22 protein-coding genes are annotated in these 22,520 nt (G+C 67.5%); 8 read left to right on the top strand and 14 right to left on the bottom strand.

The window, feature by feature from the left end; all coding sequences use genetic code 11:
• The first annotated feature begins 51 nt into the window (after window positions 1-51).
• The 6 genes from AKJ09_RS41340 (at window position 52) to rpmB (ending at window position 4,677) form a co-directional block, all read left to right on the top strand.
• Window positions 52-630: an anthranilate synthase component II gene (locus AKJ09_RS41340; protein WP_146653341.1), complete on the top strand. Its 579-nt coding sequence runs from the start codon at window positions 52-54 to the stop codon at window positions 628-630.
• A complete protein-coding gene (gene trpD, locus AKJ09_RS41345; RefSeq protein WP_146653342.1) occupies window positions 627-1,685 on the top strand; it encodes an anthranilate phosphoribosyltransferase in 1,059 nt (352 codons plus the stop codon). The genes AKJ09_RS41340 and trpD overlap by 4 nt, the downstream gene beginning before the upstream one ends.
• Window positions 1,682-2,500 carry an indole-3-glycerol phosphate synthase TrpC gene (locus AKJ09_RS41350; protein WP_169928281.1) on the top strand — a complete coding sequence of 273 codons (819 nt, stop codon included), beginning with the start codon at window positions 1,682-1,684 and terminating at the stop codon, window positions 2,498-2,500. Before trpD ends, AKJ09_RS41350 begins: the two co-directional genes overlap by 4 nt.
• A gap of 42 nt (window positions 2,501-2,542) precedes the next feature.
• Entirely contained in the window at window positions 2,543-3,436 is an 894-nt protein-coding gene (gene xerD, locus AKJ09_RS41355) for a site-specific tyrosine recombinase XerD (protein WP_146653344.1), read from the top strand.
• Between the two features lie 46 nt (window positions 3,437-3,482).
• The gene (locus AKJ09_RS41360) at window positions 3,483-4,304 is read left to right on the top strand and encodes an N-formylglutamate amidohydrolase (RefSeq protein ID WP_146653345.1); all 822 of its coding nucleotides are present in this window, start codon (window positions 3,483-3,485) and stop codon (window positions 4,302-4,304) included.
• A gap of 148 nt (window positions 4,305-4,452) precedes the next feature.
• Complete coding sequence (gene rpmB / locus AKJ09_RS41365; RefSeq protein WP_146653346.1) at window positions 4,453-4,677, top strand: 50S ribosomal protein L28; 225 nt, start codon at window positions 4,453-4,455, stop codon at window positions 4,675-4,677.
• Window positions 4,678-4,945: 268 nt separating this feature from the next.
• Here rpmB and AKJ09_RS41370 read toward each other — a convergent pair whose 3' ends face one another.
• From AKJ09_RS41370 to AKJ09_RS41380, 3 genes are all read right to left on the bottom strand, one after another.
• Window positions 4,946-6,034, bottom strand: coding sequence for a gamma-glutamyltransferase family protein (locus AKJ09_RS41370; RefSeq protein WP_146653347.1), 1,089 nt, complete (start codon window positions 6,032-6,034; stop codon window positions 4,946-4,948).
• Window positions 6,034-6,777 (bottom strand): DUF72 domain-containing protein, encoded by a 744-nt coding sequence (locus AKJ09_RS41375; RefSeq protein ID WP_146653348.1) that lies wholly within the window; start codon window positions 6,775-6,777, stop codon window positions 6,034-6,036. Before AKJ09_RS41375 ends, AKJ09_RS41370 begins: the two co-directional genes overlap by 1 nt.
• Window positions 6,778-6,865: 88 nt before the next feature.
• Complete coding sequence (locus AKJ09_RS41380) at window positions 6,866-7,780, bottom strand: lysophospholipid acyltransferase family protein (RefSeq protein WP_146653349.1); 915 nt, start codon at window positions 7,778-7,780, stop codon at window positions 6,866-6,868.
• A gap of 206 nt (window positions 7,781-7,986) precedes the next feature.
• On the opposite strand from AKJ09_RS41380, the gene AKJ09_RS41385 reads away from it, so the two are divergent.
• On the top strand, window positions 7,987-9,090 hold the full coding sequence (locus AKJ09_RS41385) for a VWA domain-containing protein (RefSeq protein WP_146653350.1): 1,104 nt from the start codon (window positions 7,987-7,989) through the stop codon (window positions 9,088-9,090).
• A gap of 10 nt (window positions 9,091-9,100) precedes the next feature.
• Here the strand turns inward: AKJ09_RS41385 and AKJ09_RS41390 are convergent, their stop codons facing one another.
• The 10 genes from AKJ09_RS41390 to AKJ09_RS53680 all read right to left on the bottom strand — a co-directional run bounded on the left by AKJ09_RS41390 (window position 9,101) and on the right by AKJ09_RS53680 (window position 20,602).
• A complete protein-coding gene (locus AKJ09_RS41390; protein WP_146653351.1) occupies window positions 9,101-10,936 on the bottom strand; it encodes an IgGFc-binding protein in 1,836 nt (611 codons plus the stop codon).
• A complete protein-coding gene (locus AKJ09_RS41395; protein WP_146653352.1) occupies window positions 10,933-12,300 on the bottom strand; it encodes an RCC1 domain-containing protein in 1,368 nt (455 codons plus the stop codon). The genes AKJ09_RS41390 and AKJ09_RS41395 overlap by 4 nt, the downstream gene beginning before the upstream one ends.
• Complete coding sequence (locus AKJ09_RS41400) at window positions 12,275-13,615, bottom strand: hypothetical protein (protein WP_146653353.1); 1,341 nt, start codon at window positions 13,613-13,615, stop codon at window positions 12,275-12,277. Before AKJ09_RS41400 ends, AKJ09_RS41395 begins: the two co-directional genes overlap by 26 nt.
• Window positions 13,612-14,850 (bottom strand): WD40/YVTN/BNR-like repeat-containing protein, encoded by a 1,239-nt coding sequence (locus tag AKJ09_RS41405; protein ID WP_146653354.1) that lies wholly within the window; start codon window positions 14,848-14,850, stop codon window positions 13,612-13,614. Before AKJ09_RS41405 ends, AKJ09_RS41400 begins: the two co-directional genes overlap by 4 nt.
• On the bottom strand, window positions 14,847-16,007 hold the full coding sequence (locus tag AKJ09_RS41410) for a hypothetical protein (protein WP_146653355.1): 1,161 nt from the start codon (window positions 16,005-16,007) through the stop codon (window positions 14,847-14,849). The genes AKJ09_RS41405 and AKJ09_RS41410 overlap by 4 nt, the downstream gene beginning before the upstream one ends.
• A gap of 50 nt (window positions 16,008-16,057) precedes the next feature.
• Window positions 16,058-16,804, bottom strand: a complete 747-nt coding sequence (locus tag AKJ09_RS41415) for a tetratricopeptide repeat protein (RefSeq protein ID WP_146653356.1) — start codon at window positions 16,802-16,804, stop codon at window positions 16,058-16,060.
• The gene (locus tag AKJ09_RS41420; RefSeq protein WP_240488798.1) at window positions 16,801-17,349 is read right to left on the bottom strand and encodes an RNA polymerase sigma factor; all 549 of its coding nucleotides are present in this window, start codon (window positions 17,347-17,349) and stop codon (window positions 16,801-16,803) included. The genes AKJ09_RS41415 and AKJ09_RS41420 overlap by 4 nt, the downstream gene beginning before the upstream one ends.
• Window positions 17,350-17,484: 135 nt before the next feature.
• On the bottom strand, window positions 17,485-18,600 hold the full coding sequence (locus AKJ09_RS41425; RefSeq protein ID WP_146653357.1) for a hypothetical protein: 1,116 nt from the start codon (window positions 18,598-18,600) through the stop codon (window positions 17,485-17,487).
• A gap of 77 nt (window positions 18,601-18,677) precedes the next feature.
• A complete protein-coding gene (locus AKJ09_RS41430) occupies window positions 18,678-20,120 on the bottom strand; it encodes a hypothetical protein (RefSeq protein ID WP_420814268.1) in 1,443 nt (480 codons plus the stop codon).
• Entirely contained in the window at window positions 20,057-20,602 is a 546-nt protein-coding gene (locus tag AKJ09_RS53680; RefSeq protein WP_169928283.1) for a hypothetical protein, read from the bottom strand. Before AKJ09_RS53680 ends, AKJ09_RS41430 begins: the two co-directional genes overlap by 64 nt.
• Before the next feature lie 206 nt (window positions 20,603-20,808).
• Here AKJ09_RS53680 and AKJ09_RS41435 point away from each other — a divergent pair, with 206 nt between their 5' ends.
• Window positions 20,809-21,387: a peptidylprolyl isomerase gene (locus AKJ09_RS41435; RefSeq protein ID WP_205633937.1), complete on the top strand. Its 579-nt coding sequence runs from the start codon at window positions 20,809-20,811 to the stop codon at window positions 21,385-21,387.
• 1 nt (window position 21,388) lies between these two features.
• Here AKJ09_RS41435 and AKJ09_RS41440 read toward each other — a convergent pair whose 3' ends face one another.
• The gene (locus AKJ09_RS41440) at window positions 21,389-22,516 is read right to left on the bottom strand and encodes an SDR family NAD(P)-dependent oxidoreductase (RefSeq protein ID WP_146653359.1); all 1,128 of its coding nucleotides are present in this window, start codon (window positions 22,514-22,516) and stop codon (window positions 21,389-21,391) included.
• Between the last annotated feature and the right edge of the window lie 4 nt (window positions 22,517-22,520).

A 22,520-nucleotide genomic window follows, 5' to 3' on the forward strand; every position in this document is an offset into this window, starting at 1 on the left:
TGCATTCTCGGATCCGCAGGCGTGCCGCGATCCGGTAAACTTCGTGCCCGTATGCGCGTGCTCGTCATCGACAACTACGACTCCTTCACCTTCAACCTCGTCCAGTATCTGGGTGAGCTCGGGGTGGCCACGCGCGTCGTGAAGAACGATGCGATCGATGTCGCGGGAATCGAGAAAGAGCGCCCCGATGGCGTGCTCGTTTCGCCGGGACCGTGCACCCCGAACGAGGCGGGCGTCTCTCTCTTGGCCGTCGCGAGCAGCTCGGCTCCGGTGCTCGGCGTCTGCCTCGGTCATCAATCGATCGGCCAGGCCTTCGGAGGAAAAGTCATCCGTGCCGAACGCCTCATGCACGGGCGAACCTCTCCGATTCTCCACGAGGGCAAGGGCGTCTTCGCCAACCTCCCCTCGCCCTTCGAGGCCACGCGCTACCACTCGCTCATCGTCGAGCGCGCCACGCTCCCCGAGTGCCTCGAGATCACGGCGTGGACGGCCGAGGGCGAGATCATGGGGCTGCGCCACAAGACGCGCGCCGTCGAAGGCGTGCAATTCCACCCCGAGAGCATTCTCACCAGCCACGGCAAGGAGCTCCTCGCCAACTGGGTCCGATCCCTCGATCGAAAGGCCGCATGAGCGACCCCGCGACAATGACGTTCCGTGAAGCGTTCGATCGGATCGAAGCGAACACGCTCGATCCCGAGTCGGTGCGCGCTGCCTTCGTCGCGATTCTCGAGGGAACGTGGACGCCCGTGCAGATCGGAGCGTTCGCCGCGGCGCTTCGTCTTCGCGGAGAAACGGACGAGGCGCTCTTCGCGGGCGCCCAGGCGTTGCGGAACGTGATGAGCGCGGTCGATCACGATCTCGAAGAGGTCGTCGATACGTGCGGAACGGGCGGCGACGGCGCGCACACGCTCAACGTCTCGACGGCGGCGGCGATCGTCGTCGCGGCGACGGGGGCTCATGTCGCCAAACACGGCAACCGGTCGGTCTCGAGCCGCTCTGGAAGTGCGGACGTCGTCGAGGCGCTCGGCATTCCGCTCGACCTGCCGGCAGGCGCCCAGCTCGGCGTGCTTCGCGAGGCGCGCATCACGTTCCTTCTCGCGCCCGCGCACCACCCTGCCCTCCGCCATGCCGCCTCGGCGAGGCGCGAGCTCGGTGTCCGCACCATCTTCAATGCGCTCGGGCCGCTCGTGAACCCTGCGCGAGCCACCCATCAGCTCGTGGGGGTCTACGAGGATCGGTTACGCCCGGTCATGGCGCGCGCACTCGCGCGACTCGGCGTCAAGCGCGCGTGGGTCGTGCGGAGCGAAGACGGTCTCGACGAGATCAGCCCTGCGGCGCCCACGAAAATCAGTGCACTCGAGGACGGCGAGGTCATCGAACGCGTGGTTCGCCCCGAAGACTTCGGTATTGCGCCACGCGCGCTCGAAGCGATTCGCGGCGGCGACTCGAGCGAGAATGCCGAAGCGATCGTGCGGCTCTTCGAGTCCCAAGGACATCCCGCGCGCGACGCCATCGTTCTCAATGCCGCCGCTGCGCTCGCACTCATTCGGTCTTCGAGCCTCCGCGCGTGCGCAGAAGAGGCGGCGAGCATGATCGACAGCGGCAGAGCGCGCGAAACGCTCGAGATCTGGCGCGTCGCTGCACGGAACGCGCGAGACGAGCGAAACCCGACGGGGGCGCCGTGAGCGGCGTGCTCGGCAAGATCGTCGCGTCGAAGGAGGCCGAGGTCGCCGAGCTTCGTCACCAGCCTCGGTCGCGCGGGACGAGCGGGGCGCCCGCCACGCGCCGGCCGATCGACGTCGTCGCTGCCCTCAGGCGTCCGGTTGGGGCGCCGCTCCGCCTCATCACCGAGCACAAGCGTCGGAGCCCCAGCGCGGGTGCGCTTTCGACGGTGCTTTCGCCTGCGGACCGCGGCCTCGCCTACGCGAGGAACGGCGCGTCGATGATCAGCGTGCTCTGCGATGCCCCGTTCTTCGACGGCTCGTGGGAGCACCTGGCTACCATCCGCCGCGCCCTCGACGACGCAGGCCTGCCCGTCCCTCTCCTCGCCAAAGAGTTCGTGATCGACCAGGTCCAGCTCGAGGTGGCACGCGAAAAGGGCGCCGATGCCGTCCTGCTCATCGCGAGGATCGTCGATGCACGGAAGCTCGCGGAGCTCGTCGCCGCATCGCGGGCGGTCGGCCTCGAGCCGCTCGTCGAGGTCGTCAGCGACGAGGAGCTCGCTGCTGCGCTGGCAGCGTCGGCGACGGTCATCGGCGTCAATGCGCGCGATCTCGACACGCTCGTCATGGACGTCGAGCGCGCGGCCCGACTCCTCGCCGCGATTCCGCCCTCGTGCGTGGCAGCTCACCTTTCGGGGCTGAAGTCGCCGGACGACGTCGCTCGCGTGGCCACGTCGGGGGTCGACGCGGCGCTCATGGGCGAGGCGCTCATGCGCGAAGACGACCCGGCAAACCTGCTGACGGCGATGGTCCGGCGCGCGAATTCGCCCAAGGCCTGACGCAAATCTGACAGCGCGCTCCTTCGCGGCTATCTTGAAGGCGTGGACCTTCACGGGTGGATCGACACGTATCTCGACCACCTGCGCGTCGAGCGCGCGCTCGCGAAGAACACGCTCGAAGCGTACTCGCGCGACCTCGGCGACCTGGTCAAACACCTCGACGATGCCGCCGTCGACGACGTGAGGCGCATCGAGTCGACCCACATGCTCGAGTTCCTCGTGAAGAGCGCCGAGCGTGGTTTGTCGGCCCGATCGAGCTCCCGGCAGCTCTCGGCGATCCGCGGGTTCTTCAAGTTCCTCGTGCGCGAGCGCGCCGTCGAGACCGACCCGACCGAGCTGGTCGACCGTCCGAAGCTCGCACGCAAGCTGCCTCGCACGCTCTCGTACGAGGAGGTCGAGCGCTTGCTGGCCGCTCCACCGAGCGATACGGCGCGGGGCATTCGCGACAGCGCGATGATCCACCTGATGTACGCCTCCGGGCTTCGTGTCTCGGAGCTCTGCACGCTCAAGCTCGGCGAGCTCGATCGGAAGGTCGGTACCGTCTCTCCGCTCGGCAAGGGAACGAAGCGGCGCATCATTCCCGTCGGCCAGGTCGCGCTCGAGCGGCTCGACATCTACATCGACCTCGTGCGCGTCCACGCGAAGGGCGCAGCGACCGAGCCCCACCTCTTCCTGTCGCCGCGCGGGAAACGCTTCACACGGCAGGGCTTCTGGAAGCTCCTCAAGGCTTACGCCAAAGGTTGCGGTATCCGCACCCCGATCTCGCCCCACAAGCTCCGGCACTCCTTCGCGACCCACCTGCTTCGCGGTGGCGCCGACCTCCGCGCCGTGCAGGCCATGCTCGGCCACGCTGATTTGGGGACCACCGAAATCTACACGCGCGTGGCGGTCGACCACATCCGCACGGCCTACGATCGCGCGCACCCGCGTGCCTGACGTGTCAGCGGGCCGCCTCATGGTGTACTGTTCGCAGCAAGCACCGATGTCCGTGCCGTTTTCGGTGATCGAGCCGACCGACGAAGAAACGCCGCTGACCGTCGAGATCCCCCACGCGGGGCTCGGTGTGGACGGCCCCTCGCTCTCCTACCTCGCGGCTCCCGCACGGTCGATTGGACGCGACGCGGACCTCTACGTGGACGAGCTCTATGCCGACGTGCCCTCGCGGGGCGCCACGCTGATCGTCGCCCACGCCTCACGCTACGTCGTCGATCTCAACCGCAGCGAGAAGGACATCGACAGCGAGTCGGTCGAGGGCGCGCCCGCCACCGCCCGCGCCACGCGCGGCATCGTGTGGCGGCTGACGAGCGATGGAGTTCGCGTTCTCGAGCGCCCCCTTCCCCGCGCCGAGCTCGAGCGCCGACTAGACACCTACTACCGGCCCTACCACCGGACGCTCGCCGAGATCATCGAGCGAAAGCGCGCTCGTTTCGGTTTCGCGATCGTGCTCGCTGCGCACTCGATGCCGAGCGTCGGTCGTCAGAGCCACGGCGACAACCACCACGTTCGCGCGGACGTCGTCCCTGGAACGCGCGGACGTACGAGCGCCGCGCGAAGCTTCATCGAAGCGGTGGATCGCCATGCGCGCGCCGCGAAGCTCTCGGTCGTGCACGACGACCCCTACCAAGGGGGCTTCACCACCGCGCACTACGGCCGGCCAGATCTCCATGTCCACGTGGTTCAGGTCGAGCTCGCCCGCCGCCTCTACATGGATGAGGCTGCCCTCGCGAAGAACGGCGGGTTCGAGCGGACGCGCGCCTGGTGCGCCGAGCTCGCCGCAACACTCGGGCGAACGCGCCCGTTTTGAGGTAGTAAGAGCGCCGACTTAGGGCCGATTCGTGCATCGGAGGCCCGCTCCGGCGAAACGCTGGAAAAATGCGTAGTGCTGCACGAGCTGCGCTTGACAAGGGGGTGCCTTTCCGGCAAGTTCCGCGCCCCCTCCCGAGGGTATTCCAATGGCGAAGAGCGATATCACTGGCAAGCGCAAGCTCAAGGCGCAGAACGTCTCGCACTCCAACATCAAGACGAAGCGCTGGCAGAACGTCAACATCCAGACCCGCCGGGTTTGGGTTCCTGAGTTCGGTCGTTTCGTGACGCTCAAGCTGACGACGCGCGACATCCGCACGATCGACAAGATTGGCGCCCTCGAATACGCGAAGCGCCACGGCGTCTCGCTCTGAGCGAGCCGTGAACGAGCGCGGGTGAACGTCGGCCCGATCATCGGGGGTTCGGCGTTCGCTCACGTGTCGCTCCTAAAATTTAGGCAGCGCCTTTGGCCTCCACGCGTCGTTCGCGGAGGCCTTTTCGTTTTGGCTTCGCAGGTCGCCTGGCGCCCTCGCCTTCGTTCTCATGCGCGAGTGCCACGCGAATGCCGATGTGCGGGCGAAATGAAACAGGGCGAGTGACCTTCGAGAGGCCACTCGCCCTTGTCGTCGTGAGCCGAGGGGCTCAGCGGAAGACGGACGCAGCTCCGTCAGCGTGAGCCAAGGCGACGAGGCGCGCTTCGCCGTGCGCTTCGATGCGGTCCTCGTGGAGGAAGCCGCGGATAGCGCCCCCGAGGACGTCGTACGCGTCGCTCGCTCCGAAGGCGGCGAAGGCGACGTCCGGTCCGGCAACGCCGCCCACGAGCGCAATGGCGGCGGCCGCGGGCAGGACGTCGCCCGGGCGGAGGCGCGTGATGCCTCGGCGGACGGGCTCGGCGCAGAACGGAGCGCGCAGGCCGAGCTCGTCGATCATGGTGCCGAAAATACCCTCGTCGAAGACGGCGATGGCGAAGGTTCCGTTGCGGTCGAGGGCGGCGATAGCGCGAGCATGGCCGACATCGAGACCGCCGGCCGGAGGAACGGGGGCTTCGCCTTCGACGTGCGCCCACGGTAGGGTCACGACGACGCGAACGCTCGAGGGGTCCCTCCTCCTGCGGCCAACCGGTGAGGTGGGAGGCGCCGGGGCCTGCCCGTCGCGTGGCTTGACGACCACTTCGGTCTTCGATGCGGGCAGCACCGACGGATTCGCCGATGCGAGGTCGTCCGCCGTGAGCAGGCCGCCGTTCGGCCGGCCCGCCGCGAAGAGCAGCTCGGACGAGATCGGGCGCACCTCCATGGCGCGGGGGCCGTGGCTGGCGATCTTCTTGAGGACGTCTTCGCGGGGCGTGCCCTTGGCGATGGCGATGGCGGGGGCCAGGACCTGGGCGAACGTCGAATTGCCCGCCGTGGCCGTGGCTGCAGCGAGCGTCGCCGGCAACCACGGCACGCCGATGCGCGCGGCGGCCGGGATTTCCTCACCGGACTGGAATCCGCGCGGACGCGGCGCGCCGATGCCGGGCTGACGAACGCGTCCGTCGAAGGCGTGGAGGCCCACGCCCGCGCCGCCGATCAGCATCTGAACGGGGCCGAGCAAGACGCCCGGGGAGATCGCGCACGCGGCGAAGACACCGGCCACGACGGCGTCGACGGCGTTGCCTTTGCGGAGGACCTCTTCAGCCACCGCCTCGACTTCCGCGGTGGACGCGACGGCGGCACGCTGCTTACGGAGAGTCATTACTCTTCCTGCTCGTCGTCGCGGACGTTGAGCGGAGCGCCGCGCGGGCGGATGAGACGACCGAGGCCGCCGCGCTTCTTGGAGCTCGTGCCGCGGAGCAGGCCGCGGAGGGTCTTGCCTTCTTTGAGCGCGCTCGTCGTCTCGATGATGACGTACGCGTCACGGCGCTCACCGATCTTCGCGGCGATGCGCTCGAGGGCAGCGGTGCTGAACGCGCGCGTTCCGCCGATTGCGCGGAGACGGCCGTACGAAACGGAGCCGGCAGGAACCTCGTCCCGCGCGGGGTCGACGGCGAGCGTGACGCCCCACTTCTTCGCCTGCGCGGCGGCCTCGTCGAGCTCCCAGAGGCCCGTGGGCTCCCAGACGAGCGTGGTGACTTCGCTGCGGAGACGGTCGAGCACGCCCGCGAGGCGATCGCGCCAGAGCTTGCCGGGCGTCACCGAGGGCGGCGTCTGAATGAGAAGGACGCGCGCCTCGAGCGTTGTCGCGGTCGCGAGCATCGCCTCGAGCTCGGTGTCGAGCGCGGAGCCCGGCCGAAGCGCGGAGAGGTTCGGGCCTGCTACCACGCCGAACTCGAACTGCGGTGGGACCGCCTTTCGCCAACGCTTCAGCGTTGCGGTGCTCGGAGCGAGGCGGAGGTTCTGGGCATCGAGCCCACGCACTTCGAGGTAGTCGAAGCGCTTTGCGTAGGCGGCGAGTTCGCCACGGAGTTCCCGGGCGCCAATGTGAAGACGTGTTGCCATGGATCGAGGGGGCGAGCTGATTCGCACGGGTCCCCCTCGCGCGCAAGGGGGGTGTGTGGAGGGCGGCCTTACAGGTGGTCGGCCGCGCTCAGGCGAACTTGAACCACTGCGTGGGGTAAGCCCGCAGGAAGGTCGTCATGCAAGTTGCGAGGTATTGCGCGGCCTGGTCGAGGTCCGCGTCGTCCGCCCGACGCTCGAGCTTCCGAGGAGCAAAGGCCTGTATGACGTACTGCCTGTAGCCGGTGCGGGCGCAAAAAACAGGGAGAATCGGCGCCCCCGAGAGCTGGGCGAGCCGCAGCGGGCCTTCGGGAACCTCCCCCGCCCGCCCGAGGAGCTCGACGCTGCGCGTGCGCATGCCGGCGACCGCCCGATCGAGCTGCAGCGCGACGACACCGCCGGCACGAAGGTGGCGCAGCAAGGGCAGCGACGCGAGTGGATCGCTACCCACGTGGGTGATCTCGAGGCCGCTTCGCTTGCGCGCGCCGTCCTGGAGGCTCTGGGCTTTGCCATCGCGCTCGTTGGCCATGACGAGCATCATCGGCAGGCCATAGTCGCGCCCCAGCAGCGGCCCCACGGTCTCCCATCCGGCCGTGTGGGCCGTGACGATGACGATGCCTCGCTGAATCGCCATGGTTTCGCGAACGAACGCGCCGCCGTGGATCACGGCGTTCGGAGCGCGCGGTCCACCGTCGGCGTCGTTCGAGAGCACCTCGGCGAGGCAGGAGGCATACGTCGCGAACGTGGCGAGCACGTCACGGGCGTCGTCGCGAAGGCTCGCGGGCCCACGAATTTCGCGCAGATTCCGGCGCACGGCGCGACGCGCCTTGGGAACGAGGGCGGCGGCCGCCCAACCGAAGACAGGCGGGCTGTAGCGAACCCACCACTCCGGTCCTCGCGAGGCGCCCCAATGGGCGAGCCTTCGCCAGAAGAGGCGCTCGTGCGCGCGCGGATCACTCCCCTCCTGATGGTCGTTTTCGTCGTGCTCGTCGGGTCTCGGGATCATGGGCGGGTGGGACAGCGGAAGAGAGAGCGGCGGGCAAACGGTGGATCGCACAGGCGCCCTGCCTGGTCTACCGCTGACCAGTCTCGGGCGCTCAGGGCGCGCACGCGCAGCGCGGAACAATACGATATTCCCGTCGAAACGTGGGAGCCTCGGCACCGCGGAACAACCTCTTCCGGGCGGTATGGCGCTTGCTGGCAATACGCACCATGTTCCGGTCCGTCGCCTTTCCCCTCGTTCCGCTGGCGTCGTCCGTCGTTATCGGGCTTGGGCTCGGGCTTGCGGCATGCGGTGGAACGGACATCGAGGGATCGGGGTTCGAGAAAGCCGGCACCGGCAAGAACGACACATTCGAAACCGGCAAAGGCACACCGAGCGAGAACGGGCTCGGTGACTCGAAGCCGGCGACGTCCGATGACCTCGCGGCGTGTGCGACCTCGTCGGCCGTGGCCGAGCAGCGTCCGGTCTATCTCGTCTTCATGTACGACAAGTCTGGGAGCATGGCGAACGACGGGAAATGGTCGTCGGCGAAAGCCGCCACGCGCGCCTTCTTCGAGTCGCCGGATTCGAAGGGCCTCTACGCGTCGCTCACGTACTTCCCGGAGAACGACAGCTGCAGCACGAGCAAGTACACCACGCCGAAGGTCGGCGTGACCGCGCTCCCCAGCACGCTCTTCGGTCAGAGTCTCGACGGTCAGGGTCCCGGCGGTGGAACGCCTACGCGCCCAGCGCTCGAAGGCGCCATCAGCTATGCGCAGAGCGTTGCTGCCGGCCAGGGCAAAGACGGCAAGGTCGCCATCGTGCTCGTCACCGACGGTGAGCCTGCAGGATGCGACAAGAACGACGTGAAGGACGTCCAGAATCTCGCCGCAACCGTATCTTCGACGATCCCGACGTACGTCATCGGCGTCGGCGACTCGCTTGCCAAGCTCGACGACATCGCAGCCGGCGGCGGCACCGGAAGCGCGCTCATCGTCTCGACGTCGAATCCCGCCCAGATCCAGGCTGACTTCGCCAAGGCCATCGAGAAGATCAAAGGCGAGGCGCTCTCGTGCGATTACACGATGCCTCCGCCGCCCTCCGGCGCCGCCTTCGACAAGTCGAAGGTCAACGTGCAGTACACGCCTGAAGGCGGTACGCCGTCGACCCTCGGCTACAACCAGGATTGCACGGGCGGTACGGGCTGGAAGTACGACGACCCAAACAACCCCACCACCGTCTCGCTCTGCGCCGCGAGCTGCGACGCGACCAAGGGCAAAGGCGGCAAGGTCGACATCGTCTTCGGCTGCGCGACGCAGACCGGGGTGAAGTGACTGCGCAGGCTCAGTGCACGATCGGTAGCGGCGTCTTCACGAGCTTGCGCTGGGCCATTCCGCCCGGGTAGGCGTAGCTCGCGTAAAGATCCCAGCCCCACAATGTGGCGGTGAACTGACCGTCGCTGTGCATGCGCTGGAGACCGTTGCGGCAGACGCCCGTGTCGAAGGACTGCCCCGGGCCACCGTCCTTGGCGAGATCGACACGAACGTACTCGTACTCGCCGCGCGTGCCGATGGGCTTCCATCCGGTCAGCGTGCCGGCGCACTCGAGCCAGACGTCCTTGAACTCGCTGCCCGTCTTCGCGCGAACGATGACCAGCGACGTGTCGCCGAAGCTCGGATCGGCATAAAAGCTGTACGAGCTGAGATACTGGCCCGCCGGGACGACGTTCACGAACTCGGGGTCGCCCTTGCCGAGCATGTCCTGGTTACCCAGGATGTCGGGCGGCGCCGTGAGTGACGCTTGCCCGCCGCCGGACATGTACGCCGCGAGATAGATCGGATGATCGACGTCCTGCGTGCGCACGACGAAGGCGTCCCCCGTCGCGGACCAGAACGTCGCGACCTCACCCGCCGAGAGCGTCGTCGGCGCTCCTGCCGGAACGACAGGATCGTATTCGAGGCGCGTTCCGTCTCGCGCAGCCACGATGCGATACGGCATGGCCTCGTGCTCGTTGCCGAGTCGAGGACGGTAGCCGACCGTGGCGTACTCCGAGCCCCATTGCTCGAAGGCCGGCAGCTGCTGGAGTGCCGTGTCACACGCCTCGCGCCCGGCGGGAACGGTCATGCACGCGTGGCCACCGAAGACGCTGGTCGGTTTGTTCGACGACACGACGCTTCCCGACATCTCCTCGGATTGCTTGAACTGGAGAACCTGTCCCTTGTCGAGTTTGTAGGTCGTGGGAACGTGAGCCGCGGTTCCGACGACGTTCACACCGTCTTCGATGGCCACAGTCGGACGAATCGTGATCTCGGTACCGTCCTCCGACGCAACGATCTGCGCGCCCGGCTGCTCGATTCCGGCGTACGCGCTGTTCGTGGTGCGCTGCCAGGAATTGACGATGAAGTGCTGCGTTCCCCAGGTCGGGACCGGCAAGAGCAGCGTGGCGGATGGCGAAAAGCTCGCCGCTCCGCCGTACGGATACATGGCCGCGACGCTCGCAGGCACGTTCGTCCTGAGGTGGAATGACGAGCCGATGCCCGTGCCGTCCGGCAGGCCGTCGGTCAGGACGACGGGCGTGACCCCCGCCGGACAAGCCGCGACGTGCGCACCGATGGGAATGGGCTTCGTCGGATCGCGGTCCGAGACGAAGAGGACCGCACTGTCGCCCGGAGCAATGGCGCCGACCTGGGGAACCAGCGTCGCGTCGCCGGGCACGGTCCGGAAGAGCGACTTCGAGAGATCGAGCGCGCTGCCCTGGAATTCTAGATTCAGATCGAGAGGCGTCGTCGAGTTGTTGACGACGTACGCCGCGTAACAGGATTGGCCGTACTCTTTGATGAAGAGCGGCGGCTGGAAGTAGAAGTCGCAACCGTTCGAGCTCCGATCGGCTGCCGCGGCCTTGCAGGGTTCCTGGCACTGGCCTGCGCCGCAGGCGAGCTCCGCGGCGCACGTCTCGACGATCTCGCCCGTGCAGGCCCGTACGACGGACCGTCCGTCGAGGGAGCACTGGAGAAGACATTCGCCACCGTCGACGTCGTCGGTTCCGCTGTCCGGCGTCAACGTCTGGTTGTCCGTCGGGAACCCGCGGTCACTCGAGCTGCATGCGTTCACGCAAGCTGCGGCGAGCGCCACGAGCGAGATGCCGACGGGGATGGTGCGAGCCCTCGTGAAGCGGCTCATGGCAGTGCGACCTCCTTCGGGACGAGACTCGTTTCTTTGGTCCGTCCGTCACCAAGCTGTCCGTAACCGTTGTCCCCCCAACACCAGATCTTGCCGCTCGTGAGGAGCGCGCACGTGGAGCGGGGCGTCGTCTTCACCCGGGCGACGGGGCCAGGCAGGCCCGCGACCTTCACCGGCACCGGCGCGTAGTTCCGCGTGCCGTCACCGACCTGACCGTTGATGTTGTTGCCCCAGCAATACACCGCGCCGGACACGCCGACCGCGCACTGTCGTTGTGGAAGCTGCGCGACCCCGGTGTCGAACGTCGTCGCGATCTGGACGACTGGCTCGGGCGTGGCGACGACCGCCGGAAGCGCGCGAGAGAGTGGCAGATCGCCTTTCAGGCCGTTGTACGGCTCGTTTGCACTTCCCCAACAGTACGCGATGCCTTCTGCGACCGCGCAGGCGTTTCGTCCCTCGACGTCGAGGTCGGACACGAAGGCGAGCTCGAGCTGGCCGGGATAGGGATCGGGGAAGAGCGACGACACGCGCCCGAGAGGCGGGTTCGCCCCCCAACTCCACAATGTCCCGTCCTCACGCAGGACGAACGAGGCGTTTCCGACGATGACGTCGCGAAGCGGCGCACCCGCTGGCACTGGCATCGTGGCGGCGCCGATCGGCTTGGTGGTGCTTGCCCCGAAGGCCGGAACGGCGAGCTGACCGTCGGCGTTCGCGCCCCAGCACAGAACCCCGTCCTGGACGAGTGCGCACGCCACGTTGGTGGAGAACGCCACCTTCGTCGCGGCGGGAATCGCGAGCTGAACGGGCGCGCGCTCGGTCGTCGTCGCCGTCACCGTGCTGCGCAAGAACGGGCCCTTGCCCCAACACCACGTTGCGCCGTTCGTGTCGATGGCGCACGTGTGATGGAGGCTCGCGGCGTTCGCGAGTCCGACGACGCGTGCAGGCATCGAACTGTCTGACGTACCAGCGGCGGCACCGCGCCCGAGCTCGCCGGAGACGTTCTGGCCCCAGCAGGCAACCGTGCCGTCCTGCAGGAGCGCGCAGAAGGCGTCGCTACCGACGCTCGTATCGAGCGCCGTGGCGCACGTCGAGTCGGCACACGTGACGGGCTGCGGACCGGCATCCGATTTCTGCAGATCGGGTACGGTCGGCCGAGCATCGGCGACACCCGCGTCCTGCGAGGGCTCGCTCGCGTCCGCGCCGACGCTCGCATCGGTGCCAGCGTCGGCGCCTAGGGGATCCTGCGCGCCGTCGTTCGAACTCTCGCTTTCGCTCGAGCAGTGGATGACCAGACTCGCCGACGCGAGGAGCAGAACGAAGGCTCCCGCGCGGCGCGAATCACGGAGTCGACTTGTGATACGCATGATCGGTCCCGACGGCCCAGAGGTTCGAGGTCGAAGTTCCACGGAGTGAATAGAGCCAAGAGAGATTGGGCAAGCCGTTGCGAGCCAGCGTCGAGGTGACGAAGCCTCCGTCGCTCCAGAGCTTGTCTCCGCGGAGGATGCGGCTGGCGCCGGACGGGTTGTCGAGGAGCCAGAGATCGTCGGCCGAGGTGCCCCAGATGGCGCTGAGTCGGTCACCTTGGGGCGCGGCGGTCGACGTCACGGCGACTGCGCCGTCGTCGCTCACGTCGAGGCGCACCACCCGGCTCTCCTCACCGGAGAAGATGGTGTACTGAGTCCCGATTAGCTGACCTTTCGCCGGTACGATGAACGCACCGAGGCCGAGATCGTTCGCGAAGGCGCCTTTGACCACGGGGATGCCGGGCTTTTCGATGCAATCGCCGAACGTCCCGGTACCGTCCGCGACCGTTCGATAGTGCCCCCCGGTCTTACGCAGGATCGTCGCGCAGCCGCCACCGAAGTACCAATAGCTCCTGCCTCCGACGAACCAGACGTCGTCGGGGGACGTCCCCGCGACTCCGAACATCGTCACCGGATCCGCCGGCGCATCGTTCGTCCACTCCGCAATCCACGCCGACGCTCCGGCGTCGGCAAGGCTGCCTGCTTGACGGTGGTAGATCGTCTGGCAAGCAAAGAGGTAGACGTCGTCAGGCCCCGTCCCCCAAACGACAGGCGCATCGCCGTTCGCGGGGCAGTCGAACTTGACGTGATTCCACGTCCAGCTTGGCGTTGGGCTCGCGTCGCGCGTGCCGCGGTAGAGATGCGCGCCGGGGGTCGAGGAGGCCGCGCCCTCCACCACCGTGAAGTAAACGTCGTCTTTACTCGCTGCCCAGATGCTCCACGGCGTGCCGTTCGGAATGGCGCTCTGCGAGTTGTCGTCGATATAGCTCCATGTCCCGGCGGACTCGTCCCAATCGAGAATCTTGAACACCGCCGCGGACGCGGTTGGGCCGACGGTAGCGATGGCGAACGCATGGTCGGCGAGCGGCCACAGATCCGTGAAGGACGTTCCCGGCGACGGCAAAGGCGTGTCGCGCCAGCCCGCTTCGCTGCATTGCTCGAGGACGACATCGGGCAAGGCACCGTCGTAGGCCCCGCCGTCGCTCGGAGAGCCGTCGTTCGCGGCCCCGTCCGTGCCGAGCACCGTGTTTCCGGCGTCGTCTTTGGACGGCGGTGACGTCGTCTCTTCGTTGCCGGATGCGGCGCAGGCGGCCATCGCGAGCAGCGCGAGCGCCGCGCTCGACGCGAGGCTGATACGGAAAAGCGAGCCCCTCATGGGTTGCCTCCAAGCGAAAGAAGAACGCCGTCGCCGCCAATCCAGACGTGGCCCGGCGTGGCGGTCCACACCGTGTAGAGATTCGGTCGCCGATCACCGGTGCCCGCGACGGTCACCTGCGACCAAGCTTTGCCGTCGTAGTGGAGAACCACGGACGCGTCGCCCACCGCCCAGATGTCGGTCGGCGACGTTCCCCACACAGCGCGGAGCGTCTCGGTCGTCGGAACGTCCGAAACGATCTCCCAGGACGCGGCGCCGCCCGTCCAGTGCCGGATCACCCCTGCGCCGCCGACGGCCCAAGCTTCCGTTGCGGACGCGGCCCAGACGCCCTCGAGACCAACCCACGTCTTGCTGTCGAAGGCCGTCATCGTGGGCGTATCGCTCTGGGCGTTTTGGATGTGAACCGTCGCGCCCGTGTACCCCACCGCCCAAAGATCGTCGGCCGAAGCACCGTGGATGCTCGTCATCGTCTGGCACGGCAGAACCGAACACGTGCCCACCGGGAACGCGGCGGCGATCTCGGGCTGATTCGTGGCGGGAGCGATGTGGATGCGCCACAAGCCGTTGTGGGGCTGGGAAGTCCCGCTCGCGGTCTCGACCGTGGCGCACCAGAGCCACTCCGCGTCGGACGGTGCCCAAGCGGACTGGAACGTTTGCGCGTGAAAAAATTCGACGAAATTTTCAGGTGCCGGCGGAGCGCCGACCGAGGTCCAACCTCCGGCCGAGGGCGCGCTCGCATCGGCACCGGCATCGACGGCCGTGAGGCCACGCGTGTAGACGGAGAACATCGACACTAGGGCGAGCTCGTCCGAGTCGCGCAGCCAGAGAGCATTGAGCGTCTCTTTGGTACCGACGTCGGACATCGTCCACGATGTGCCGTCGAAATGAGCGAGCGAGCCGTGGACGCCGGCGGCCCAGACGTCGCTCGGCGAGCGACCGCGAACGACGTTGATTCGCGTCCGGAGGTCGAGCGTGCCACCGGGATTGTTCGGAGCGAACGGCCCGGTCGGGCAAAGCTCGGTCGGTGCGCAGACGAACGGAGCCGCGTCCGCGACGTCGTCCCCGGCACCGTCGGATTCGCCGGCGTCGAGACCGCTGTCCGGAGCGATGATGGTGGTCGAGGAGCCTTCAGGCCCCGTCACCACGTTCTCGTCGGAAGCACACGCCGCCATCGCGAGCGTCGAAAGCACCGCGCCTCCGAGCACGAGGCATCCAAGGACCCAGCGCGTGTTCATTTCGTCGGTCCTCCCGGGCCGCACGGCTCGACCGCGCAGCGTCCGCCGAGGCAGGGCTGGCCGGCGAGAACGTCGCAGGTGTTTCCGCAGCCTCCGCAATTGTTCGGATCGGAGTCGAAATTCGTCTCGCAGCCGTCCTTGGGATTGGCGTTGCAGTCTCCCCATCCCGGCGCGCAGGCGAAGACGCAGGAGCCGTAGCTGCAGAAGCCCGAACTGTGACGCGCCGTGGACGGGTCGGTGCAATTGACGTCGCAGCCACCGCAGTTGAACGGGTCGGTCGCGACGTCGACGCACTTGTTCTTGCAGAACGTCTTGCCGGCCGGGCACATGCACGTCGGCCGCCCGTACACGTCGGCCACACACCTCTGGCCTGGGTCGCAGACGATTCCGCAGCCTCCGCAGCTCGTGGTGGAAAACAGATCGGCCTCGCAGCCGTTTTCCCGGTCACCGTCGCAGTCGCCGAAATTCGCCTTGCACTTGGCGTGGCCGCATTCGCTCTCGAGGCAGCCGAAGTAGGCATTCGACGGAGGGGCTCCGCCATCGCCGGCCGGATTGCAACGCGTTCCGCAGCCTCCGCAGTTGTTGTCGGACGTCTTCACGTCGACGCAGGCGTTGGAACATCGGGTTTGGCTGGCGTCCTTGCAGCCGCACGTTCCGCTATTCGCGAGCGGGTCCCAGACGCACGGCTTCGCCGGGTCGGGGCACGTCTCACCGCAGCCGTTGCAGTTGTCGTTCGTGCCGAGCTTGGTTTCGCAGGCGTCGTCGAGAATGCCATTGCAGTCGAGCGCATCGTGGCTCGTGCAGGTCATGACGCACTTGCCCGCGTTGCACGAGAACGAAGCCCCGAGCGCAGACGAATCCTGCGGACACGCGATCCCGCAGGCTCCGCAGTTGTTCGGATCGGTCATCAGGTTCACGTCGCAGAGGAAGTGCGAACCTGGACACGTCGTGAACGGAGCTTGGCAGCTCGTCGCGGTGCAGTATTGGACGAGCCCCGCGTCGTCGTCCGCCGGCGCTGCGTCGGGCGTGGTGAACGTCGACGTCGGCCCGGAATCGGGCTCGACGAAGCTCCCCGCAACGTCGCGCGTATTGGTGCATGCCACGGACACGCCCCACGCTCCGGCGAGCGCGGCGACCGCCCAGTATCGAGCTTTCATCGCAATCGTCTCCTCAGAAAAACGTATCCAACCCCGAGCGCGCGAGCGCCTCAGGGAGCGGTGGGCTCGCCCTTGCCGAGTGCGCGACGACATCGCGCAGCGCCGGCTTCCGCCTGCGAAGAGAGAGAACCGGAAGGACGATCCGCGAGAGCGCGCTCGTACAGAGCGAGCGCCCCCTGCGGGTTGCCGAAATGCTCGAGCCGCAGCGACGCGAGCGCGACGGTCGCGGCGTACGACTCGTCGGCTTGCGAACGCATGACGCGTTCGTAGAGCGCGGCTGCGCGCTCCCATTCACTCTCGCGGCGTGCTCGGTTGGCTTCCGCGAGCAGATCGGACGCGGTCGCGGCCGGCCTATCGACGCGCTCGCCGACGTGCGTCGGTACGCGCACCGCGGAAGGTGCCGGCGCGGCCGGAGCGTTGGGCAGCGCGGTAACGGAAACCGACTCGATGGGCTGAGCCTCGATCGTGGGATGATCGGCGGGAGGCGCGATGGACGGCGCTGCCGCCGTTTCCGCCCGTACGGAGACGACCGGACGATCGACACAGCGTGCCTCCACGCAGCGAGCATCGGTCGTGTGCACGACGAAAAAAACGCCGACCACCGTGAGCGCGCCGCCCGCGCCAAAACCTGCGAACCGCCACCATGAGTGGTGGGCCTGCGTGGCAGCCGCCGCGGCCGGAGCGAGCGCACGATCGACGGCCTGCCGAGCGAGCGCCTTGGTCTCACTCGACCGGAGCGGTGCCGCTGGGCCCGCATCACTGTCGAGCTCGAATGCATCGAGCCATTCCGGCTTCATCGCGAGTCTCCCTCGTTCGAAACGTTCATCGATCGACGGAGATGCTGCATCCCCACGCGCAAGCGACTTCGAATGGTCTCGAGCGGCGCGCTCATCTCTTCGGCGATCTCGGCTGCACTCATCCCGAGTGCGTGGTGGAGGACGACGGCGAAGCGCTGGTCGGCCGGCAAGCCGTCGAGCACCGCGGCGATGTGCGTGCGCGTTGCGTAGACGCTCGCGGGATCCACCGGCGCCGGTACGGCCTCGATGTCGATTGCCTCGTGCGTCGCATCGCGCCGTCTCTTTCGAAGCTCGCCGTAGGTGACGCGAACGACGATCCGGTCGACCCATGCCGTGAACGAGCCGATGGGACGGTAATTCGGCACGCTCCGCAGAACGGTGACGAGCGCCTCCTGGGTGATGTCGTCGATGTCGCCGCTCTTCGTGAGGTAACGGACGAGGTTACGCACGCGGGGGATGAGCTCTTCCGCGAGCGCCGTCAGCGCGGCACGATCACCACGTGATGCCGCCTCGATCCGGGGATTGACCCGTACCGGCGGACTCACGATCTCCGTGACCTCCGCGGGAGCTACCAAAGCGACGTCGACCACTCCTTTACAAAGGGACCCAGCATGGAAAACGGGTCATCGACCCGTGACGATTTTTTCTTCGAGGCGAAACATGCGGGGCCTCGGCCGAGGTCACCATGTAGGTAGACCGAACTCCAACAAGGCCGTGACATAGGGCTGAACCGGCCAGAGTGCGAGCTGGCAGGAGGCGCAGTTGGTGACGCCCTCGTAGGTGAATTCCGGCGGAGAAACGACAACGTCCGCCCCCACACCGAGCGATGTGCGGAGCCACGACGGTCCAGGCGTCCAGCGAACCCGCATCTCCGGCCCCACGAATGCGTGGACGGCGACCGTGGAGGCACTCGGCAGCAGCGCGGGGGTACGCGGCCGTGTGGCCCGCGTGAAGAGCATCGCCCCTGCATGAAGGTCGACGGCTGCGCTCAGCCGGTCGCCGAGCCGAAAGCGCCATCCGCCGAAGGCTCCGAGCGCATGCCGGCGGATCCGGAGCGAGGCGTACGGGTCGCGCTCCTCTTCCGAAAATCCGAGTGTCACGTCGATGCCCGCCTCGAAGGGGCCCCGTGTCAGCCCGAGTCGCTGGTCGAGGGCATACGAGGGGGTCTGGTGCGAGAAGACGACGCGCGCCCCGAAGGACGTGAAGGGCCTCCAAGCACGACTCGGCTCTCGTGTGACGGCTGCGGCCTTCCGGGACGGTCGGCGCTGCGTCGACGCCGAAGCCTCGCGTGGTGGCAAAGGCGGTGTGAGCACTTCCTCGTGGTCGCTCGTCCGAGGCGGGTCCTCGACCACGCGACCAACAGGCTCTCCCTCGAGGAGCGCGCGCAGAACGTCACGCACGATGAGGCTCGCGGCCTCCAACATGGCGGATGCCGAGCCAGCATCACGGCCCACGTGGTCCACGAGCAGACGGTGGGCTTCGGGATCGACCACGAAGATCGTGATGTCTTCGCCGGGCACGATGGTGAACCAGACGACGGCCCTCGCCCCTTTCGCGTGGGCGAGAACGAAGGCGCGCGCGCGTGCCGCTTCGACCTGTGGCTCGACCGGCTCCTCGACGCGCTCGATCGTCAGATGCAGATCGCTCGTCTGACCGAGGATCCGCGTGAGCAAGGCGTCGTCGGAGGGCCCGCCGACACGGACGACGAAGGCGGTCGCGCTGGCCCGCGCGATGGACGTCGTGCCCAGCAGCAATAGGCATGCGGCGAGTGCTATCCACAGCCCGCGCGCCGCCATTGCGGCGGAATCCTAGCGCACCTGCCCTGCCTTCCAGGGGGTTATCGAGCAACCATCACGCTCGCGCTCGCGCGACGTCACAGCCGCTCGAGCAGCGCCTGGCTACCTCGGCTGGCGTCAGCGACGAAGATGGACGCTCGTATCGCGAACGACGTCGTCGGCGAACGACCACGACACGAGCTCGATGGGGCGTCGGTCTCGAGGAGCACCTCGTTGATGCCGGAATCGAAGGCTCCATCGGGCGGCGCGAGCTCGAGAGTCTCGTCGCCGACGAAATGCAGCGTTCCGAGGTCGTACGTGCGGAAGAAGCTGCGGCTCTTCAAGCCCACGGTCGCTTTGCCCTCGAGAGGCTTGGCGCGAACGCGCACGCGGGTGACCCACGGCCAGTACAGCGTCACGAGAAACCGTCCGCGCCGCCCGGGACGAAGCGAGACCTGCTTGTCGACACGCTCGAGGTTCGCCGACCAGTAAGCCTCCGGAGGAGCCCCGAACGTGACGGTGTCGGAGAGAGTCGGGGCCAGCGTTCGATAGTTCTTCCCGAAGATCCCGTCGGTCGCGAGGGCATCGAAGACTTTCGGCGGAGCGCCGTAGCGAAGACGGAAGATGGCCGTCGCCGGGAGGGTCCAAGGGTTGCCGATCGCGCCATAGATCGAGTCGAACCCGTACTCGACCGCCCGCGAATAGAGTTGCGGCGCCGGCACCGGCCGGTCGTTCGGAACCTTCGACGGACCGATTTCCCACGTCAGCAAGAGCCAGGGAGCGACGGCGAGGACGAGCACTGCGCCCGAGGACAGTCGGAGGCGCCGAATCCACGCGAGGAGGCGTGAAAGCGTCGCCGCGGTCGCGAGGACGAGGCCGGCGGCAAGGGACGTCTGAACGCGCGCACCGAGCGTGGCCGAGCCCGTCCACGAGAGCGCTGCGGAAGCCACGTAGAAGTTCAGCACCATCGCCAGCACGACTCCGATGGCCAGCCAGCGGCCGCGGTCGTCGGCGATGAACAGCGGGGCGCCGATGACGGCGAGCCATAGGAGCGGCGTCCAGTAGAGAAACCCCGATCGCGCCGAGAAGAGCGCAAGGAACGGATGCGCGTGCCCCAGCTGCAAATACAGGTGTCCCTGGGGAATGACGAACGGCGAACCGTAGAGCGTTCGATAGACGAGGAGTTGAATCGAATAGACCGTCAGGAAGCCGACCGTGAGGAGCGTGCCGGAGACCAGCGCCGGACGGACGTCCACGCGTAGGCTGCCGTCCTCGCGGCGCGTCGCGTGCTTTGCGATCGCCGCGAGCGGCACGAGGATCCAGAGGGCCTCCTGCGGTCGCATGAGTCCCGCGAACGCCACCGCCGCGCCGGCGAGGAGCCAACGTCGCTTGCTCGCGGGCTCGTCATCGGCGCGAAGCGACGCCGTGAGCGCGAGTGCGACGGCCAGCGCGGCCCAGAGATGCGAGTAGTACCACGTCAGCGTGCCGAACACGTTGAGTGGTGAGGCCAATCCGACGACGAGCACGGCGATTGCCGCCACGCGCTCCGAATACCAACGCCGCGCGATGCGATACGAGAGCCAGAGCGTGACCAAGACGGCGACCGGCGACAGTGCACCGCCGTACGCGACGAGCGGCCCGAGCAGCCGGCCTTCCAACTCTCCGGCGCGCTGGCGGCAAGCGGAACGACGTGACGGAGGAGGAAGAGGACCGGCGCGAAGATCGTCGCGGGGCCGAAGTAGAAGGGGTTTGCGGGCCGATGACCGCCTTCGTCGATGCCGACGTTGAAGGAGTCACCGCAGAGCGCGTAGTCGTTCGTCAACTCGATGTCGCCGTCGAATGCGAGCGAACGAGCAAAGATCCAGGAGTACGCGCCGTCGGCATAGACATGCGCGTTCATCGTCTGCGTCAGCCCGTAACGCAACGCATGCGCGACGAAGACGACGAGCAGACAGAGCGCTCCCCACCCCCGTCGGTCATCGGACCAGGCGAGCGTCACCGCACGTGCCGTCGCTCGATCCACGACGCGCCTGAGCCGTCCCCAACGCGCGCCCTCCGGACGTGGTCGTTGCATCGGGCGTCGCGCCCTGCAGTAGGCGTACCATCGCAGTCCCCGGAGAATCGCGGCTCTCGACTGTGCCGATCTGTGCCATCTACGGTCGCGCCCGGATCGACCTGTCGTTCCGAGGCGTTGGATCCTGCTCGCGCGATCCACTAGCGTCAGTGCCAATGCCTGCTGCGCCTCGCTTCGTCGGTGTCGTCGCTCTCCTCACCGTCCTTGCCTCAGGCCTCGTGACGGCCTGCAGCTCCTCGAGCGACAGCAGCACGGCAGGCGGCCGTTACAGCGCCGCTCCAGCGATGACGATCGACGCGAACAAGCACTACTCGGCGACGATCACGACGGCCAAGGGCACCATCACTCTCGACCTCGATCCGAAGTCGGCTCCGATCTCCGTCAACAACTTCGTCTTCCTGGCGCGTGACGGGTACTACGATGGGCTCACGTTCCATCGCGTCGAGGCGAACTTCGTCGTGCAAGGCGGCGACCCGACGGGCACCGGCAACGGTGGACCGGGTTACACGATTCCCGACGAAGCAAGCCCGCTCCTGCACACGGAAGGCGCGCTCGGCATGGCCAAGTCCACCGCCCCGAACTCGGCCGGCAGCCAGTTCTACATGCTCTTGAGCGCGCAGCCGTCGCTCGACGGCCGGTACACGGTCTTCGGCAAGGTCTCGAGCGGCATGGACGTGCTCAAGACCATCGCCCGCGGTGACGTGATGACGAAGGTGACGATCACCGAGCAGTGATTCACGAGGACTGAGCGTGGCGTGAGGCGAGCCGGTCGCTTCGGCGTTTCATCATGCTGCCGAAGCGCGATGACGACCGCGATTGCACGGCGCGTCCCTCCCCTCGCGAAAAGACGTGAGCCGGCGCACGCGGAAGGAATCGGTTCGCGACGGCGAAGGCGGTTCCGAAGACCGAGGGGAACGCGTCGTGGGTGCGCGTGACGATCCGGGCTGGCAGCGTGAAGGCGATCTGCATCTTCTTTCGCTCGATCGCGCGCACGATGCGCTCGGCGGCGCGGTCGGCATCGATCGAGAGTAGCGGCGCGATCGCGCCGGACGAAAACCATGCGTACTCCTTCGCCGCGTCGCCCTTGAAGGATGCCCGCGTGTGCGAACCTGTTCGCATCAGACCCGGATAGACCGTCAAGACGTGGATGCCGTCCTTGTGGACCTCGGCTCGGAGAGCTTCCGACAGACCCGCGGTCGCGAATTTCGCCGCGGAGTACGGCGCGAGATGAGGAACGCCGATCTTCGCGCCGATCGACGTGATGAACACCAGCGTGCCATGGCCTCGTCGGCGCATGCTCGGGAGCACGTCGAGCACGGGGTGCAACGTGGTGCGGAACGTGGAGTCGAGCGCCTCTTCGAAGTCGCGCGCGTCGCGTGTTTCGATGGGCGCGACCGAGACCGTGGCGGCATTGGCCACCAGAATTTCGATCGGGCCGAGCTCTTGCTCGACGTTTGCCAGGAACGATTTCACCTGGGTTTCGTCGCGCAGATCGCAAGCCTCGCCGTAGGCGCGGACGCCCATTCGTTCGAGCTCCATTCGCGTGCGCTCGACGTCTTCGGGTGTGCGGGCGCAAATGGCCACGGCACACCCGCGCCGCGCGAGCGCATGCGCGATGGCACGGCCGAGGCCGCGCGAGCCTCCACACACGACGGCGACTTCCGGGCGACCGGGTCTTTGGCCGAGCCGTCGTCGCGCATCGGCTGCACGCAGCGGGCGAAACCGCGACAACGCCAACGATAGAACGGCTCCCATGATCCCTCCCCACGCGAGATGCATCGGCGAGAGCTCGTTTCGCCGGCGGAACGCCATCAGCTTGCGGAGCGACCGGCCTCGTCTTCCGAATCGGCGACGTCGCAACATCGGA

The organism is Labilithrix luteola (assembly GCF_001263205.1).
Taxonomy (GTDB): Bacteria; Myxococcota_A; Polyangia; order Polyangiales; family Polyangiaceae; genus Labilithrix; species Labilithrix luteola.

What these genes read in the sequence shown, in the direction of transcription:
- AKJ09_RS41340 (WP_146653341.1), top strand. Translation starts at nt 52, where the DNA reads ATGCGCGTGCTCGTCATCGACAACTACGACTCCTTCACCTTCAACCTC.
- trpD (WP_146653342.1), top strand. Translation starts at nt 627, where the DNA reads ATGAGCGACCCCGCGACAATGACGTTCCGTGAAGCGTTCGATCGGATC.
- AKJ09_RS41360 (WP_146653345.1), top strand. Translation starts at nt 3,483, where the DNA reads ATGTCCGTGCCGTTTTCGGTGATCGAGCCGACCGACGAAGAAACGCCG.
- rpmB (WP_146653346.1), top strand. Translation starts at nt 4,453, where the DNA reads ATGGCGAAGAGCGATATCACTGGCAAGCGCAAGCTCAAGGCGCAGAAC.
- AKJ09_RS41370 (WP_146653347.1), bottom strand. Translation starts at nt 6,034, where the DNA reads ATGACTCTCCGTAAGCAGCGTGCCGCCGTCGCGTCCACCGCGGAAGTC.
- AKJ09_RS41375 (WP_146653348.1), bottom strand. Translation starts at nt 6,777, where the DNA reads ATGGCAACACGTCTTCACATTGGCGCCCGGGAACTCCGTGGCGAACTC.
- AKJ09_RS41380 (WP_146653349.1), bottom strand. Translation starts at nt 7,780, where the DNA reads ATGATCCCGAGACCCGACGAGCACGACGAAAACGACCATCAGGAGGGG.
- AKJ09_RS41385 (WP_146653350.1), top strand. Translation starts at nt 7,987, where the DNA reads ATGTTCCGGTCCGTCGCCTTTCCCCTCGTTCCGCTGGCGTCGTCCGTC.
- AKJ09_RS41390 (WP_146653351.1), bottom strand. Translation starts at nt 10,936, where the DNA reads ATGAGCCGCTTCACGAGGGCTCGCACCATCCCCGTCGGCATCTCGCTC.
- AKJ09_RS41395 (WP_146653352.1), bottom strand. Translation starts at nt 12,300, where the DNA reads ATGCGTATCACAAGTCGACTCCGTGATTCGCGCCGCGCGGGAGCCTTC.
- AKJ09_RS41400 (WP_146653353.1), bottom strand. Translation starts at nt 13,615, where the DNA reads ATGAGGGGCTCGCTTTTCCGTATCAGCCTCGCGTCGAGCGCGGCGCTC.
- AKJ09_RS41405 (WP_146653354.1), bottom strand. Translation starts at nt 14,850, where the DNA reads ATGAACACGCGCTGGGTCCTTGGATGCCTCGTGCTCGGAGGCGCGGTG.
- AKJ09_RS41410 (WP_146653355.1), bottom strand. Translation starts at nt 16,007, where the DNA reads ATGAAAGCTCGATACTGGGCGGTCGCCGCGCTCGCCGGAGCGTGGGGC.
- AKJ09_RS41415 (WP_146653356.1), bottom strand. Translation starts at nt 16,804, where the DNA reads ATGAAGCCGGAATGGCTCGATGCATTCGAGCTCGACAGTGATGCGGGC.
- AKJ09_RS41425 (WP_146653357.1), bottom strand. Translation starts at nt 18,600, where the DNA reads ATGGCGGCGCGCGGGCTGTGGATAGCACTCGCCGCATGCCTATTGCTG.
- AKJ09_RS41435 (WP_205633937.1), top strand. Translation starts at nt 20,809, where the DNA reads ATGCCTGCTGCGCCTCGCTTCGTCGGTGTCGTCGCTCTCCTCACCGTC.
- AKJ09_RS41440 (WP_146653359.1), bottom strand. Translation starts at nt 22,516, where the DNA reads ATGTTGCGACGTCGCCGATTCGGAAGACGAGGCCGGTCGCTCCGCAAG.